Origin of the sequence: Ensifer sp. B1-9, from assembly GCF_050474445.1 — a bacterium.
Classification (GTDB): domain Bacteria; phylum Pseudomonadota; class Alphaproteobacteria; order Rhizobiales; family Rhizobiaceae; genus Ensifer.
The window spans coordinates 238,410-253,596 of record NZ_JBCHVG010000010.1; the positions used below are offsets into that span (position 1 = coordinate 238,410).

The 15,187-nt window shown below is 62.6% G+C and carries 13 protein-coding genes; 10 read left to right on the forward strand and 3 right to left on the reverse strand.

The features are described from left to right. Positions 1–53: 53 nt before the first annotated feature. Positions 54–707 carry a fructose-6-phosphate aldolase gene (gene fsa, locus ACQ5BM_RS20205; protein ID WP_173517736.1) on the reverse strand — a complete coding sequence of 218 codons (654 nt, stop codon included), beginning with the start codon at positions 705–707 and terminating at the stop codon, positions 54–56. A gap of 181 nt (positions 708–888) precedes the next feature. Between fsa and ACQ5BM_RS20210 the strand changes: the two genes are divergently transcribed. The 8 genes from ACQ5BM_RS20210 to ACQ5BM_RS20245 all read left to right on the forward strand — a co-directional run bounded on the left by ACQ5BM_RS20210 (position 889) and on the right by ACQ5BM_RS20245 (position 10,743). Next, positions 889–3,105: a primosomal protein N' gene (locus ACQ5BM_RS20210; RefSeq protein WP_429815013.1), complete on the forward strand. Its 2,217-nt coding sequence runs from the start codon at positions 889–891 to the stop codon at positions 3,103–3,105. Positions 3,106–3,347: 242 nt separating this feature from the next. Then, entirely contained in the window at positions 3,348–3,734 is a 387-nt protein-coding gene (locus tag ACQ5BM_RS20215) for a DUF4345 domain-containing protein (RefSeq protein WP_429815016.1), read from the forward strand. Positions 3,735–3,992: 258 nt separating this feature from the next. Continuing rightward, the gene (locus ACQ5BM_RS20220) at positions 3,993–4,559 is read left to right on the forward strand and encodes a F0F1 ATP synthase subunit delta (RefSeq protein ID WP_429815018.1); all 567 of its coding nucleotides are present in this window, start codon (positions 3,993–3,995) and stop codon (positions 4,557–4,559) included. Further along, positions 4,559–6,088 carry a F0F1 ATP synthase subunit alpha gene (atpA, locus tag ACQ5BM_RS20225; RefSeq protein WP_429815021.1) on the forward strand — a complete coding sequence of 510 codons (1,530 nt, stop codon included), beginning with the start codon at positions 4,559–4,561 and terminating at the stop codon, positions 6,086–6,088. Before ACQ5BM_RS20220 ends, atpA begins: the two co-directional genes overlap by 1 nt. 27 nt (positions 6,089–6,115) lie before the next feature. Continuing rightward, positions 6,116–6,997, forward strand: coding sequence for a F0F1 ATP synthase subunit gamma (locus ACQ5BM_RS20230; protein ID WP_429815024.1), 882 nt, complete (start codon positions 6,116–6,118; stop codon positions 6,995–6,997). A 24-nt stretch (positions 6,998–7,021) separates the two neighbouring features. Continuing rightward, positions 7,022–8,539, forward strand: a complete 1,518-nt coding sequence (gene atpD, locus ACQ5BM_RS20235; RefSeq protein WP_429815027.1) for a F0F1 ATP synthase subunit beta — start codon at positions 7,022–7,024, stop codon at positions 8,537–8,539. Between the two features lie 117 nt (positions 8,540–8,656). Further along, a complete protein-coding gene (locus ACQ5BM_RS20240; protein ID WP_429815030.1) occupies positions 8,657–9,058 on the forward strand; it encodes a F0F1 ATP synthase subunit epsilon in 402 nt (133 codons plus the stop codon). Positions 9,059–9,315: 257 nt separating this feature from the next. Next, positions 9,316–10,743, forward strand: coding sequence for a mannose-1-phosphate guanylyltransferase/mannose-6-phosphate isomerase (locus ACQ5BM_RS20245; RefSeq protein WP_429815032.1), 1,428 nt, complete (start codon positions 9,316–9,318; stop codon positions 10,741–10,743). 320 nt (positions 10,744–11,063) lie between these two features. Here ACQ5BM_RS20245 and ACQ5BM_RS20250 read toward each other — a convergent pair whose 3' ends face one another. Beyond that, positions 11,064–12,167: a saccharopine dehydrogenase NADP-binding domain-containing protein gene (locus tag ACQ5BM_RS20250; protein WP_429815035.1), complete on the reverse strand. Its 1,104-nt coding sequence runs from the start codon at positions 12,165–12,167 to the stop codon at positions 11,064–11,066. Positions 12,168–12,292: 125 nt separating this feature from the next. On the opposite strand from ACQ5BM_RS20250, the gene ACQ5BM_RS20255 reads away from it, so the two are divergent. Continuing rightward, positions 12,293–12,724, forward strand: coding sequence for an Lrp/AsnC family transcriptional regulator (locus tag ACQ5BM_RS20255; protein WP_429815038.1), 432 nt, complete (start codon positions 12,293–12,295; stop codon positions 12,722–12,724). A 36-nt stretch (positions 12,725–12,760) separates the two neighbouring features. Here ACQ5BM_RS20255 and ACQ5BM_RS20260 read toward each other — a convergent pair whose 3' ends face one another. Further along, entirely contained in the window at positions 12,761–13,687 is a 927-nt protein-coding gene (locus ACQ5BM_RS20260; RefSeq protein WP_429815040.1) for a DUF6030 family protein, read from the reverse strand. 378 nt (positions 13,688–14,065) lie between these two features. Here ACQ5BM_RS20260 and ACQ5BM_RS20265 point away from each other — a divergent pair, with 378 nt between their 5' ends. Then, a complete protein-coding gene (locus ACQ5BM_RS20265; protein ID WP_429815043.1) occupies positions 14,066–14,971 on the forward strand; it encodes an aminoglycoside phosphotransferase family protein in 906 nt (301 codons plus the stop codon). Positions 14,972–15,187 lie beyond the last annotated feature (216 nt).

Genomic DNA, 15,187 nt, shown 5'->3' on the forward strand with positions numbered 1-15,187 from the left:
GCAACAAAAAACCCCGCATCGCTGCGGGGTTTTCTCAAACTGCTTGGCGAAGATCAGGCGATCTTCTGGCCGGTCTTGGCCCAATCGGCCAGGAACATTTCCAGGCCCTTGTCGGTCAGCGGGTGCTTGACCAGCGCCTTCAGCGTTGCCGGCGGCGCGGTAACGACGTCGGCGCCGATGAGGGCAGCTTCCTTGACGTGGTTCACGGTGCGGATCGAGGCCGCGAGGATTTCGGTCTCATAGCCGTAGTTGTCGAAGATGTGGCGGATTTCGCGGATCAGGTCCATGCCGTCGAAGGCGATGTCGTCGAGACGGCCGACGAAGGGCGAGACGAAGGTCGCGCCGGCCTTGGCAGCGAGCAGGGCCTGGTTGGCCGAGAAGCACAGCGTCACGTTGGTCTGGTGGCCGTCCGAGGTCAGCGCCTTGCAGGCCTTGAGGCCGTCGAGCGTCAGCGGCAGCTTGATGCAGATGTTGTCGGCGATCTTCGAGAGAACGGCCGCTTCCTTCATCATCTCGGCATATTCGGTTGCAGTCACTTCAGCCGAAACCGGGCCTTCGACGATCGAGCAAATTTCCTTGGTGACTTCCGTGATGTCGCGGCCCGACTTCAGGATCAGCGACGGGTTGGTGGTGACGCCATCGAGAAGGCCGAGATCGTTCAGCTCGCGGATTTCCTTGACGTCGGCGGTATCAACGAAAAATTTCATGGGGGTCACTCCCTTGGGGCACGATTGCCGTTCGGGCGCATATCTACCGCGGAGGAATTCCGTTGGCAGAAATCGCGCGCGTTGAAACTCTGGTGGAACCGTGACAAACCCTGCGGCCTGCAAGGCTGCGGTTCGCAGCGCAGTTTTCTTTAACCGAAACACGTGGCAAGGTCACGGTAAAATGACTCGCGATTCAACCGATTTATTCGGCGATTTGCTCAGGCCCGCTCCGGGCCGTCGCGTCGTGCCGGTCCTGGTGCCCATGCCGGCGCCGAAAGCCTATTCCTATGGGGTTCCTGATGGCATGGCGGTGGAGCCGGGCTCGATCGTGCAGGTGCCCCTCGGACCACGCCTCGTCGTCGGCGTCGTCTGGGATGGTGATGACGACGGCTCCGTCGATCCGAAGAAACTCAAGACGATCGAGAAGGTTTTCGACTGCCCGCCGCTGACGCGGGATATGCGGACCTTTCTCGATTGGGTTGCCGCCTATACCGTCACGCCGCCGGGGCTCGTCGCGCGCATGGCGCTCAGGGCGCCGGCGGCCTTCGATCCGGAGCCGATGGTCGAGGCCTTGCGTCTTACCGAGATGCGGCCGGAGCGCATGACGGCGGCGCGCGAGCGCGTGATAGCCGCCGCCAGCGACGGTTTCTCCTGGACGCGCTCGGGGCTCGCGCACGCGGCCGGCACCTCGTCGAGCGTGATCGACGGGCTGACCCAGCAAGGCGTCTTCGAGACCGTATTCATGCCGCCGCCGCCGGTCGTCGCCTTGCCCGATCCCGATTTCGTCGCCCCTCGGCTCGAAGGCGCTCAGAAGGACGCCGCCGCCGACCTCCTGGCGGCGGTGGAGGAGGGCGGCTTCTCGGTGTCCTTGATCGACGGCATTACCGGGTCCGGCAAGACCGAGGTCTATTTCGAGGCGATCGCGGCGACGCTTCGGGCGGGCAAGCAGGTGTTGATCCTGTTGCCGGAGATCGCGCTGACGTCGAGTTTTCTCGATCGCTTCCAGGATCGTTTCGGCGCAAAGCCGGCGGAGTGGCATTCGGACCTCGCGCCGCGCACGCGTGAAAAGGTCTGGCGTCAGGTGACGACCGGCACGGTGCGTGTCGTTGCCGGCGCCCGCTCGGCGCTGTTCCTGCCCTTCGAGGACCTGGGTCTCATCATCGTCGACGAAGAACACGACCCTGCCTACAAGCAGGAGGACCGCGTCTTCTACAATGCGCGCGACATGGCGGTCGTGCGCGGCCGGATCACCGGCTTTCCGGTCGTACTCGTCTCGGCGACGCCTTCGGTCGAAAGCCGGGTCAATGGCGAGGTCGGCCGCTACAAGCCGATCCATCTGCCGACGCGTTTCGGCGATGCGGCGCTGCCGCGGCTCGGCGTGGTCGATATGCGCCAGCATCCGCCGGCGCGCGGCGGCTTCCTGTCGCCTGTCCTCATCAACCAGATCGGCAAGGCCGTCGAGCGCGGCGAGCAGGCGCTGCTCTTCCTCAATCGCCGCGGCTATGCGCCGCTGACGCTCTGCCGTGTCTGCGGTCATCGCTTCCAGTGCCCGGATTGTGCGAGCTGGCTCGTCGAACACCGCTTCCGCGGCCAGATCCAGTGCCACCATTGCGGCTACTCGGAGAAGACGCCGGAAGCCTGCCCGGAATGCGGTACGCTCGATCACCTGGTTGCCTGCGGTCCCGGTGTCGAGCGCATCGCCGACGAGGTGGAGCGGCATTTTCCCGAGGCACGCACCATCGTGCTGTCCTCGGACCTGATGGGCGTCAAGCGTTTGCGACTGGAACTCGACGCCATTGCCCGCGGCGAAGCCGACATCGTCATCGGCACGCAGCTCGTCGCCAAGGGGCATAATTTCCCGCTGATGACGCTGGTCGGCATCGTCGATGCCGATCTCGGCCTGGCGAACGGCGATCCGCGTGCGGCGGAGCGGACTTTCCAATTGCTCTCGCAGGTCACGGGTCGTGCGGGGCGAACCGGCCTCAAGAGCCTTGGCCTCTTGCAGACCTACCAGCCGCAGCATCCAGTGATGCAGGCGATCGTTTCGGGCGATGCCGACGCCTTCTACGAGCGCGAGATTGCCGAGCGGGAGAAGGCGCTTCTGCCGCCCTTCGGCCGGCTCGCCTCGCTGATCGTCTCGGCCGATACGCGGCAGGATGCCGAGGGCCATGCACGGGGCTTGCGCATGGCCGCACCCCGGACCGATGGCATTACCATTCTCGGCCCGGCGGAAGCGCCGCTGGCGCTGATCCGCGGTCGGCATCGCTTCCGCCTGCTGGTGCATGGCCGGCGCAACAGCGACATGCAGGCCTTCGTCAAGGCGATGATCGCCGCCGGCCCGAAGGAACGCGGCTCGATCAGCGTCCAGCTCGACATCGATCCCCAAAGCTTCCTGTAAATTCAAGTTTCCTGTGATCGCCGCTTTGAAGAGGCTGTGGGCGATTCACAACCGGCGCGACATGCGCTACAGCGCCGCGCGTCTTTCGAGACGCGCAAAGGTGGCTGTAACACTTAAAACTGCTGCATAATTTTGTCCTTAAATCGATTCCGATTTCAGGAATTATGCAGTAGAGGTCAAGGACACGCCGCTTCGGCCGAGGCCGAGGCGGCGAGACAACGGGCTCATCTGTGGGAACGGGCATGGAGTTCTACATTCCGACGGAAACCGGCGAGTTCCTCGCCTTCTGCGCGGCGGCAGCCGCGGCGCTGATCGGCGTCGTGATGCTGTTTGCGCCGCGGCTTACCTTTCGCGCGGCCGGCATCGGCATCGCCGAGGGGCGGCGCGGCGGCTACGCAGAGGCGCGCTCCACCATGGGCGGCATGCATGTCGGGCTCGGCCTTGCCGCCATTCTTTTGGCGCAGCCGATGGTCTATCTTGCCGTTGGAGCGGCCTTTGCGCTTGCCGCCTTCGGCCGGATCCTCTCGATGATGAGTGACAATGGTGGCACGGTCTACAACTGGCTGGCGCTCTTCGTTCAGGCGGCACTCGCCATCCTTCCGCTCGCCTACGTCTTCGGCATGATCTGATCGTGCCCGCGGGTCATTCCGCGATTCACTGTGCAGGAAACGGATTTACGGCAAAATTCGGCCAAAGGTGGCCGACTTATGCCGCATTCCTGCCGTTCGCGTGTTGCGAGTCCAAACATCCTATGCTAGACGAACCGCGAATTGCGGGGGAAGTGGGTCGCCAGGCCTCGATATCCTGCAAGTTATTGCAGCAAATTCAAGAAGTTAAGTTGACGGCTCAACGCCAGCTCGGTTCTTGGATGAAATTGAGAGAAGCTTGTGCCCGTGGCAGACACATCCCAGCTTATTTCCGGTGTTGCAGAAAGATATGCGTCCTCGCTTTTTGAACTCGCGCTCGGCGCCGGTTCCGTCGAGGCAGTCGGTGCGGATCTTACCCGCGTCCAGGCCCTGATCGACGGCAGCGATGATCTGAAGCGGCTGATCGTAAGCCCGGTCTTTTCTGCAGACGACCAGTTCAAGGCCATTTCGGCAGTTGCCGAGAAGGCTGGCATCTCCGGGCTCGTCGGCAACTTCCTCAAGGTCGTTGCCCGCAATCGCCGCCTCTTCGCGCTGCCGGGCATGATCAAGGCTTTCCGCCTGATCGCCGCGCGCCATCGTGGCGAAATCTCTGCCGACGTCACGTCGGCCCATGCGCTCACCGCAGCGCAGGAAACTGAATTGAAGGCGACGCTGAAAAGCGTCACCGGCAAAGACGTGGCGGTCAACGTCACCGTCGACCCGTCTATTCTTGGAGGTCTGATCGTCAAGGTCGGGTCCCGCCAGATTGACACCTCCCTTCGCACCAAACTCTCTACCCTTAAGCTTGCACTGAAAGAGGTCGGCTGATGGATATCCGCGCCGCGGAAATTTCCGCAATTCTCAAAGATCAGATCAAAAATTTCGGCCAGGAAGCAGAAGTCTCCGAAGTCGGTCAGGTGCTTTCCGTCGGTGACGGTATTGCCCGCGTCTACGGCCTCGACAATGTTCAGGCAGGCGAAATGGTCGAATTCCCGGGTGGAATTCGCGGCATGGCGCTGAACCTCGAAGCCGACAACGTCGGTGTCGTTATCTTCGGTTCGGACCGTGACATCAAGGAAGGCGACACCGTCAAGCGGACTGGCGCCATCGTGGACGTCCCGGTTGGTCCGGAACTGCTTGGCCGCGTCGTCGACGCGCTCGGCAACCCGATCGACGGCAAGGGCCCGATCAATGCCAAGCAGCGCGCCCGCGTTGACGTCAAGGCTCCGGGCATCATTCCGCGCAAGTCGGTGCATGAGCCGATGTCGACCGGCCTCAAGGCCATCGACGCTCTGATCCCGGTTGGCCGCGGCCAGCGCGAGCTCGTCATCGGCGACCGCCAGACCGGCAAGACCGCCATCATCCTCGACACGGTCCTCAACCAGAAGGCCATTCACGACAATGGTCCGGAAGGTGACAAGCTGTATTGCGTTTACGTCGCAATCGGCCAGAAGCGTTCGACGGTTGCCCAGTTCGTGAAGGTTCTGGAAGAGCGCGGCGCCCTGCAGTACTCGATCATCGTTGCTGCAACGGCTTCCGATCCGGCCCCGATGCAGTACCTCGCACCGTTCGCCGGCTGCGCGATGGGCGAATACTTCCGTGACAACGGCAAGCACGCTCTCATCGGCTACGACGACCTTTCCAAGCAGGCCGTTGCCTACCGTCAGATGTCGCTCCTGCTGCGCCGCCCGCCGGGCCGCGAAGCCTATCCGGGCGACGTTTTCTACCTGCACTCCCGCCTGCTCGAGCGCGCTGCAAAGCTGAACGACGACATGGGCGCTGGCTCGCTGACGGCTCTGCCGGTCATCGAAACGCAGGGCAACGACGTTTCGGCGTTCATCCCGACCAACGTGATCTCGATCACCGACGGCCAGATCTTCCTTGAAACCGACCTGTTCTACCAGGGTATCCGCCCGGCCGTTAACGTCGGTCTGTCGGTATCGCGCGTCGGCTCGTCGGCCCAGATCAAGGCGATGAAGCAGGTCGCAGGCTCGATCAAGGGTGAACTGGCTCAGTACCGCGAAATGGCGGCCTTCGCTCAGTTCGGCTCGGACCTCGACGCCGCTACGCAGCGCCTCCTGAACCGTGGTGCACGCCTGACCGAACTCCTGAAGCAGCCGCAGTTCTCGCCGCTGAAGACGGAAGAGCAGGTTGCGGTGATCTTCGCCGGCGTCAACGGCTACCTCGACAAGCTTCCGGTCGCCCAGGTCGGCAAGTTCGAACAGGGTCTGCTTTCCTACATGCGTTCGGAAGGCAAGGACGTTCTGGAAACCATCCGCAAGGAAAAGGCGATTTCGGACGACACCAAGGCAAAGCTCAAGGCAGCAATCGACAGCTTCGCCAAGTCTTTCGCCTGAGCGGATTTCATTTAGGACGGACAACGGATGCCTTCACTTAAGGATCTGAAAAACCGGATCGCCTCCGTCAAGGCGACGCAGAAGATCACCAAGGCGATGAAGATGGTCGCCGCGGCGAAGCTTCGGCGTGCGCAGGAGGCGGCCGAGGCCGCCCGGCCTTACTCGCAGCGCATGGCTGCCGTTCTCTCCAACATCGCCCAGGCGGTTGGTGCGGACGACAGCGCGCCTGCGCTGATGACCGGGACCGGTAAGGACGATACGCACCTTCTGGTCGTCTGCACGGCTGAACGCGGCCTTTGCGGCGGCTTCAACTCGCAGATCGCCCGCCATGCCCGCGACCACGTTCGCAAGCTGCTTGCAGCCGGCAAGACGGTCAAGATCATCTGCGTCGGTAAGAAGGGCTTCGATATCCTGCGTCGCGAATATGCGTCGCTGATCATCGATCGCGTCGATCTGCGTGAAGTCAAGAAGATCGGCTTCGAGAACGCCGATCAGATCGGTCACAAGGTCATCGGGCTCTTCGAAAAGGGCGAGTTCGATGTCTGCACGCTGTTCTACTCCGAGTTCAAGTCCGTTATTTCGCAGGTTCCGACTGCGCAGCAGTTGATCCCGGCTTCGGCAGCACCGGTTGCCGCCGACGCATCGGACGCTTCGGCCGTCTACGAATACGAGCCGGACGCGGGCGCCATCCTCACCGATCTCATTCCGCGCAACATCTCCGTGCAGATCTTTAGGGCTCTGCTGGAAAACGTTGCCGGCGAAATGGGCGCGAAGATGAGCGCGATGGACAATGCGACGCGCAATGCTGGTGAGATGATCAACAAGCTGACGCTGAACTACAACCGTCAGCGTCAGGCGCAGATCACCAAGGAACTCATTGAAATCATCTCGGGCGCGGAAGCGCTCTAAGGTCACGAGAAGAGGGTAAGAATTATGGCTAAGGCAGCTACCCCGAAAGAAACCGTAGCGGAGAAGAAGCCCGCTGCACCGAGGAAGGCAGCTTCCGCCAAGACCGCAGCAGTAGCCGCAACCGGCGCTGTGGGTCGTGTAACGCAGGTCATCGGCGCCGTCGTCGACGTCGCGTTCGAAGAAGGCCAGCTTCCTCAGATCCTGAACGCGCTGGAAACCGACAACAACGGCAACCGCCTCGTTCTCGAAGTTGCGCAGCACCTCGGCGAAAACTCCGTCCGCACGATCGCCATGGACTCGACCGAAGGTCTGGTTCGCGGCCAGTCGGTCACCGACACCGGCGGCCCGATCTCGGTTCCGGTCGGCGACGAGACGCTCGGCCGTATCATGAACGTCATCGGCGAGCCGGTTGACGAAGCCGGTCCGCTGGTCACGTCCGCGAAGCGCGCAATCCACCAGGACGCTCCGGCCTATGTCGAACAGTCGACGGAAGCCCAGATCCTCGTCACCGGCATCAAGGTCGTCGACCTTCTCGCTCCTTACGCAAAGGGCGGCAAGATCGGCCTCTTCGGCGGTGCAGGCGTCGGCAAGACCGTTCTCATCATGGAACTGATCAACAACGTCGCCAAGGCGCACGGTGGTTACTCGGTATTCGCAGGCGTGGGTGAACGTACCCGCGAAGGCAACGACCTCTACCACGAAATGATCGAGTCCGGCGTTAACAAGCACGGCGGCGGCGAAGGCTCCAAGGCTGCGCTCGTTTACGGCCAGATGAACGAACCGCCGGGCGCACGCGCACGTGTTGCTCTGACCGGTCTGACGATCGCTGAAGACTTCCGCGACAAGGGCCAGGACGTTCTGTTCTTCGTCGACAACATCTTCCGCTTCACCCAGGCTGGCTCGGAAGTGTCGGCTCTGCTCGGCCGCATTCCGTCAGCCGTGGGTTACCAGCCGACGCTGGCGACCGACATGGGCGCCATGCAGGAACGCATCACCACCACGACCAAGGGCTCGATCACCTCGGTTCAGGCCATCTACGTTCCGGCCGACGACTTGACCGACCCGGCGCCGGCAACCTCGTTCGCGCACCTTGACGCCACGACCGTTCTGTCGCGCTCGATCGCTGAAAAGGGCATCTATCCGGCCGTCGACCCGCTCGACTCCACGTCGCGCATGCTCGACCCGATGATCGTCGGCGAGGACCACTACGAAGTCGCTCGTAAGGTCCAGGGCACGCTGCAGCGCTACAAGGCCCTGCAGGACATCATCGCCATCCTGGGCATGGACGAACTGTCTGAAGAAGACAAGCTGGCCGTTGCTCGCGCTCGTAAGATCGAACGCTTCCTGTCGCAGCCGTTCTTCGTTGCCGAAGTCTTCACCGGTTCGCCGGGCAAGCTCGTCGCCCTCGAAGACACGATCAAGGGCTTCAAGGGCCTGGTCAACGGCGAGTACGACCATCTGCCGGAAGCTGCCTTCTACATGGTCGGCTCGATCGAAGAAGCGATCGAAAAGGCCAAGAAGCTGGCTGCAGAAGCCGCTTGATAGCACTGTTAAGCCTCGGCGCGATGGCGCGCCGAGGCTTTCATCCTGCCTTCTCAGAGGGCAGGGAAGACATGCACAGCCGCCTTCGGGTGGCGCGCCCACGAGAAGTGAATGGTCATGGCCGATTTCAACTTTGAGCTTGTTTCCCCCGAGCGCCTGCTCCTCTCCGAAAAAGTGACGGACGTCGTCATTCCGGCGACCGAGGGCGAGATGACCGTGATGGCCAATCACGCTCCGACGATGACGACGGTCAAGCCCGGCGTGGTCACGGTGAAGACGGCTGACGGCAAGACCGAGCGCTTTGCCGTGTTCGGTGGCTTTGCCGACATCCTGCCGACCGGCTGCACGCTGCTCGCCGAGTCCGCCGTCCACGTCGACGAACTCGACCGTACGATTCTTGAAAACCGTATCGAAGCGGTTCGTGCCGAGCTGGAAGGCGCCAGAGACGAGAAGAAGACCCGTCTCGAACAGTTCATTGCCGAGCTGACGAAGCTTGGCGAGATCGTGATCCCGGCTTGAAAGGGACACCCGGAAGGGTGAAGCGAATGAGAAAGCCCCGCCTTCGAGCGGGGTTTTTTGTTCGCTGTGAGGCCTTTGTCGCGCTTTAGAGCGCAATCTTTGAGCGGGACGCGGGCGCAAAGCCGCATCCGCTTTTCCTCATCCCGCCTAAACCTTCACGTCGGCGAATAGCTTGCCCGGATCGGCGCTTTGGCTATTCTGCATCAGAAACCCTTTTGGTCCCGGAACGTTCAGCTCGAAGAGGAAGAGGCGCCGGTATGACGTCAAAGATTGTTCCGGTGATCATGGCCGGCGGACGCGGTACCCGTCTGTGGCCGCTCTCTCGCGCCGCCGCGCCGAAGCAATTCCTGCAGATTCTCTCCGACCGCTCGCAGTTTCAGCAGACGCTGGAGCGCGTTCGCGACGCCAGCCAGTTCGAGCCGGCCATCATCGTCACCAACAGCGACTTTCGCTTCATTGTCGCGGAGCAGGCCCGGGCGATCGACGTTCACCTGGGCGACATCCTTCTTGAGCCGATGGCCCGCAATACCGCACCGGCGTTGGCCGCTGCTGCCTTCCAGGTTCTCGCCCGCTACGGCAAGGGCGCCATCATGCAGGTCCTTGCCTCCGACCACGAGATCGATGCCGGCGAGGTCTACAGGGATTGCATCCTCAGGGCGCACCAGGCCGCAAGTCACGGCGAGCTGGTGACCTTCGGCATCACGCCGACGGAACCCGCGACCGGCTACGGCTACATCGAGTGCGGCGAAGAGTTGACGGCGGGCACGAACCGTGTGGCTCGCTTCGTCGAGAAGCCGGATCGTGCGAAAGCCGAAGCGATGCTCGAGACCGACCGCTACCTCTGGAACTCCGGCATGTTCATGCTGCCGGTCAATCCCTTTCTGGACGAAATGAAGCGGCACGCGCCGCAGGTCTGGGAAGCGGCGAAGCTCGCGCTGGAAGGGGCACAGAAGGATCTCGATTTCACGCGCCTGGATGCGGCGAGCTTTGCGACTGCGCCCGAGATCTCCGTCGATTATGCGGTGTTTGAAAAGACCGAGCGCGCAGCCGTCGTACCGTCTTCCTTCTTCTGGTCCGATCTCGGCAGTTGGGACGCCGTCTGGAAGACGGGAGAAAAGGACGGTGACGGCAATGTCGTCACCGACAGGGCGACGGTGTCGAACACGCGCAATTCGCTGGTCCTGTCGCGCGACATCCACCTTGCAGTTCAAGGGCTGGACGATGTCGCCGTCATTGCCGGCGAGGATGCCGTTTATGTCGGACGGCTGGCCGACAGCCAGAGCGTCGGTTCCATCGTCAAGACACTGGCGAAGTCGCCGAAGACAACGGTCCTGACCGAGATACACCCGACCTCCTATCGCCCCTGGGGCGCGGTCGCTGCCATTTCGGACGGAGAACGTTTTGCCGTCAAACGCTTGCGCGTGAATCCCGGCAAGAAGATCTCGCTGCAGAAGCATCATCATCGGGCAGAGCATTGGATTGTTGTGCACGGCACGGCGGAGATCACGATGGCCGGAGAAACGCGAATGCTGCACGAGAACGAGTCGGCCTATATTCCGCCGGGGATCGTGCACCGGCTCTCCAACCCGGGCAAGATCCCGCTGGAATTGATCGAAGTGCAGACCGGCTCCTATCTCGGCGAAGACGACATCATCCGCATCGAGGACGAATTCGGCCGAAGCTGAAGGGCTGCCCTTGAAGCATGTCGCACATAGGCGCGCCGCGGTTTTTCGATAGCGGCAGCCGAAATATCAAAGGCTTGAAGCGCAAGGAGCGAAGCTGAAAGATCGCGACCCGCTTGGTGCATCTCGACCTCGCTCCAAGGACAAAGACGTGCAGCAAATCGAGGTGCGGAGGCGACCGTTGCGTGTCTCAGAAGACGTGCGGCGCTCTGGCCCAAATGGCTGGACGACATGAAAAAAGCCCGGGCGAGAACCCGGGCTTTACATAGGTGAGAGCGGGATATCTATCCCGCTCCAAATCTGGCACGCTTCAAGCTGAAGGATCAGCCGGCGACGCGCTCGGTTTCGCCCTTCTGAGCGTAGTAGTGGCCGAAGCGGTTTGCGAGGAAGGTGTCGAGGCTGATGTCTTCCTGGCGGACAAAGCCCTTCGACGCGATCTTGCCTTCGGCGAGCAGGTCGAGCACGGCGCAGATGCTGCCTGCCGTGGTGATCTGGATACCGCTCTGCATGCGGCCGGCAACGACGCCGCTATAGACCTTGTTGGCGTAGGTTTCCTGGATCAGGCGGCCATCGCGGAAGCCCGAAACGGTGACGAAGATCACGACGACGTCCTGGGTCGTGGTCGGCAGCGCATTCTCGAAGATGTCCTTGAGAACTTCGCGGCGGTGGCGCAGGCCGAGGTCGTTGAGGAGCGCCTTCATGATCGCAGCGTGGCCCGGATAGCGGATCGTCTTGTAGTTCAGGGTGCGGACCTTGCCCTTCAGCGATTCGCAGAGAGTGCCGAGGCCGCCCGAGGTGTTGAAGGCTTCGTAGGTGACGCCGTCGAGCGAGAATTCTTCGCGCTCTTCCATGGCCGGCACTTCGATGAGGTTGCCTTCGACGATCGCCTCGCAGGGCTCGATGTATTCGTTGATGACGCCGTCGGTGCTCCAGGTCAGGTTATAGTTCAGAGCGTTCGACGGATACTGCGGCAGGGCGCCGACGCGCATGCGCACGCTTTCGAGCGTCTCGAAGCGGCTGGCGAGATCGTTGGCGACGATCGAGATGAAGCCCGGCGCGAGACCGCACTGCGGGATGAAGGCGGTGTTCGCCTTGGCGGCGATCGCCTTGACCTGGCGGGTGGATTCGACGTCTTCAGTGAGGTCGAGGTAGTGGATGCCAGCTTCGGCAGCGGCTTCGGCGATCGCCACTGTCAGGTGGAACGGAGCGGCGCTGAGCACGGCGAACTTGCCGGAGAGAAGGGCGACGAGCGCCTTCTTGTCGCCGATGTCGACGGTTGCCGTCGTGATCGCGGCATGCTTTTCGATCTGCTCCAGCTGCTCGGCGCTGCGGTCGGCGACGCAGACGCTGTAGTCGCCGGTGTGGGCGAGCATGCGAGCGATGGTGGAGCCGATCTTGCCTGCTCCGATGACGACGATATTCTTCATTCTTTCCCCCAGGGTATGAGAACTGTTTCTTTCTCCATTGTCGGGGGAAGGGTTGTTGATTTGAAGCGCTGAAATGACTAAATCGCCTATAGATATTCGGCAGATTGCCCAAGCGGACCGACGAAATGCAAATCACGGACAAGGATCGGGAGCTGCTCGCCATCCTCAGCGAAAACGCCCGCATGCCAACCGCAACGATCGCGCGGCGGCTCGGCCTGTCGCGTACGACGGTGCAGGCGAGGATCGAGCGGTTGGAGCGCGAGGGCATCATCACCGGCTATGGCGTGCGCCTGTCGGAGAGCTACGAGAAGGGGCTGGTCAAGGCGCATGTGCTGATCACCATCGCGCCGCGGGCGCTCTCCCGCGTCACCCCTGAACTCAGCGCTATCCGTGAAATCCAGACGCTGCATTCCGTCAGCGGCAGTTTCGACCTTATCGCTGTGGTCGCGGCGACGTCGATCAGCGAACTCGATCTTCTAATCGATCGCATCGGCGAGATCGATGGCGTCGACCGGACATTATCTTCGATTATCCTGTCGACCCGGATCGATCGGTAAGTCATTGCTTTCCCCAACCCGGGCGTGACAGGACCGTCACGGCCTGCGGTTGGCGGCGGGCTTGTCACCGGCGCTGGTATCGGGCGCCGGTTGCGTGCCATCCGGCACTTTCACCGGCACGTTCCATTCCGTGGGACCTTTGACGAAGCTGCGTTGACTGGCATCGCCATAGGCGAGCCATTTGCTCCGGTCGAAGTAGAGCTCGGCAATGCTCTTCGGCCGCGCGCGCGGCGGCTGGTTCGCAAGGAAATTGTAGCGTGGCGTCACCTCGTCGGACTCGCGCTTGAACTGAATGCGGCTGCCGAAACGCTTGAGGTCGAATTCCCTCAGTGCCTGGATCTGCAGCGTGACGCTGGCGGCGTCGGCCCAGCGCACATGGTCGAGAAATACGGAGGCCGCCCGTGCTGCTGCGGTGGTCACGGCTTGGCGGTCCTCGGGGCGTTCGATGTTGAGCTTGACGCGGAAGGAGGTGATTTCCTCCTCGCCGCTGCCCTTGACGAAGATGAAGATCGACGAGGGTTTGTCCTCGCCCGGACGCGGGAAGGAGACGAGCGAGGAACATTCCCACTGGGCGCGTTCTCCGGCACCGGCTTTCCATTCGAGTTCGCGGAAGCCGGCGTCACGCAATTCATCGCAAAGCGCCTTTGGATCGCTGCGGATCACGCGCATGAATTGCTGCTCCGGCGTCTGCAGATCCTGGAAGGTCCAGGCGGGCAGGGCGATGCGCGGCGGTTCGCGCCTTGCGGGCTTGTCGGCCATCGGTTCCGAGGGCTTGTTCCTCTCGAGGAAGGTCGTCGGCAGGCCCAATGCGGCGAGAACTTTCCTGAGGTTGCGCTGCTCGTTGGCGAGCAGGGCCGTTGCGAGAATGGCGGTGACGATCAGGACGAGGGCCACAAGAAAGAAGCGCAGTCCCGTCCGGCGGGCGGGCCTTTGAGCCGGCGTCTTGCCACGGGACGTGCTCATGCCGCCTCGCCTGCCCGGCGGGGCGCGATGAGGCGCGGCGCCTCCAGCGAAAGGTGAACGGTCGGCCGGGCTTCCATGGTCTCGGGTTATCAACGGGTCTGGGCCCTCTTCATCCCTGAAATCCGTCGCGGCGGCAATATGCAACCGCCGATATCGGCAAAGGACTATTGCGTCTCGGCACAACGCGCCGCTGAACGGGAGGTGCGGTGGAACTACTGCATCTTTCCTTTAACCGTAGCCGATTAATGGACAAAAACATGCAGCAACTCAAAGTGCTACAGCGACCTTTTGCGCGTCTGATAAGACGCGCGGCGCTGTAGGAAGTTGAAATCCAGGGGCGATCACATAGCTTGGCGCAAATATCGAATGGGATGCGCCATGGCAGTTTCGAGTTCAGCCGAGCTTGTGATCGACGCGTCGCTGGTACGGCGGCTGATCGCAACACAGTTTCCGCAATGGTCGGATCTCGAGGTGCGCCCGATCGAACTCGGCGGCTGGGACAACAGAACCTTCCGGCTCGGCGACCGGATGACCGTGCGCCTGCCGAGCGCCGAGCACTACGTGCAGCAGGTGGAGAAGGAGCACCGCTGGCTGCCGCGTCTGGCGCCGCACCTGCCGCTGCCCATTCCCATGCCCCTGGCCAAGGGCATGCCCGGCGAAGGCTTTCCCTGGCGCTGGTCGGTCTACCGCTGGCTTCCGGGCGAAACATTGGCGGTGGAGCGGGTTGCGGATATCCGCGACGTGGCGAAGGATCTCACGCGGTTTCTGCGCGCCATGCGACAAGTGGATACGGCCGGCGGGCCGTTGCCCGGCGACCACAATTTCCATCGTGGCGGCCCGCCAGGCTTCTATGACGCGCAGACGCGCCAGGCGCTCACGCTGCTCGAAGGCGAGGTCGACACGACGGCCGCCAGGGAGGTGTGGGAAGCCGCTCTTGCTGCACCGTTCGAGGAGCCGCCCGTCTGGTTTCACGGCGATATCGCCTGGGGCAACCTGCTGGTCGAGCACGATCGCTTAAGCGCCGTCATCGATTTCGGCACCTCGGGCATCGGCGATCCGGCCTGCGATCTCGCTATAGCCTGGACGTTCTTCCACGGCGAGAGCCGTGACGTCTTCCGCGACGGCATGGCACTCGATCGCGGCGCCTGGGCGCGCGGGCGGGGCTGGACCCTGTGGAAGGCGCTGATCGTTCTTGCCGGCATGACCGGCGCGCCCGCAAGCGAGAAGGCAAAGCAGCGCGCGGTGATCGAAGACGTGCTTATGGATCATCGCCGCTACGGCTGAGGCCGGTTGCGCTTCGGACAGGCGCGAGCTTGACCGGGCGGCGGCAAATGGCCTTCAGGTCGGGCACACGCGGGACGACCCGCGTCGGTGCTTCGCATAGGGACGGCCCGACTACCTCGACCGAGATACTGGTGTCGATGGCGTCATGCAGCCCCAACGCCCGCGGCACGTCCGCGTGACCTTCCTTCTCCTGGAACAGCCCGATCAATAAGCGCC

Bases quoted from the DNA above. Each gene is read 5' to 3' on its own strand.
- fsa (WP_173517736.1), bottom strand. From the start codon at position 707: ATGAAATTTTTCGTTGATACCGCCGACGTCAAGGAAATCCGCGAGCTG.
- ACQ5BM_RS20210 (WP_429815013.1), top strand. From the start codon at position 889: ATGACTCGCGATTCAACCGATTTATTCGGCGATTTGCTCAGGCCCGCT.
- ACQ5BM_RS20215 (WP_429815016.1), top strand. From the start codon at position 3,348: ATGGAGTTCTACATTCCGACGGAAACCGGCGAGTTCCTCGCCTTCTGC.
- atpA (WP_429815021.1), top strand. From the start codon at position 4,559: ATGGATATCCGCGCCGCGGAAATTTCCGCAATTCTCAAAGATCAGATC.
- ACQ5BM_RS20230 (WP_429815024.1), top strand. From the start codon at position 6,116: ATGCCTTCACTTAAGGATCTGAAAAACCGGATCGCCTCCGTCAAGGCG.
- atpD (WP_429815027.1), top strand. From the start codon at position 7,022: ATGGCTAAGGCAGCTACCCCGAAAGAAACCGTAGCGGAGAAGAAGCCC.
- ACQ5BM_RS20240 (WP_429815030.1), top strand. From the start codon at position 8,657: ATGGCCGATTTCAACTTTGAGCTTGTTTCCCCCGAGCGCCTGCTCCTC.
- ACQ5BM_RS20245 (WP_429815032.1), top strand. From the start codon at position 9,316: ATGACGTCAAAGATTGTTCCGGTGATCATGGCCGGCGGACGCGGTACC.
- ACQ5BM_RS20250 (WP_429815035.1), bottom strand. From the start codon at position 12,167: ATGAAGAATATCGTCGTCATCGGAGCAGGCAAGATCGGCTCCACCATC.
- ACQ5BM_RS20255 (WP_429815038.1), top strand. From the start codon at position 12,293: ATGCAAATCACGGACAAGGATCGGGAGCTGCTCGCCATCCTCAGCGAA.
- ACQ5BM_RS20260 (WP_429815040.1), bottom strand. From the start codon at position 13,687: ATGAGCACGTCCCGTGGCAAGACGCCGGCTCAAAGGCCCGCCCGCCGG.
- ACQ5BM_RS20265 (WP_429815043.1), top strand. From the start codon at position 14,066: ATGGCAGTTTCGAGTTCAGCCGAGCTTGTGATCGACGCGTCGCTGGTA.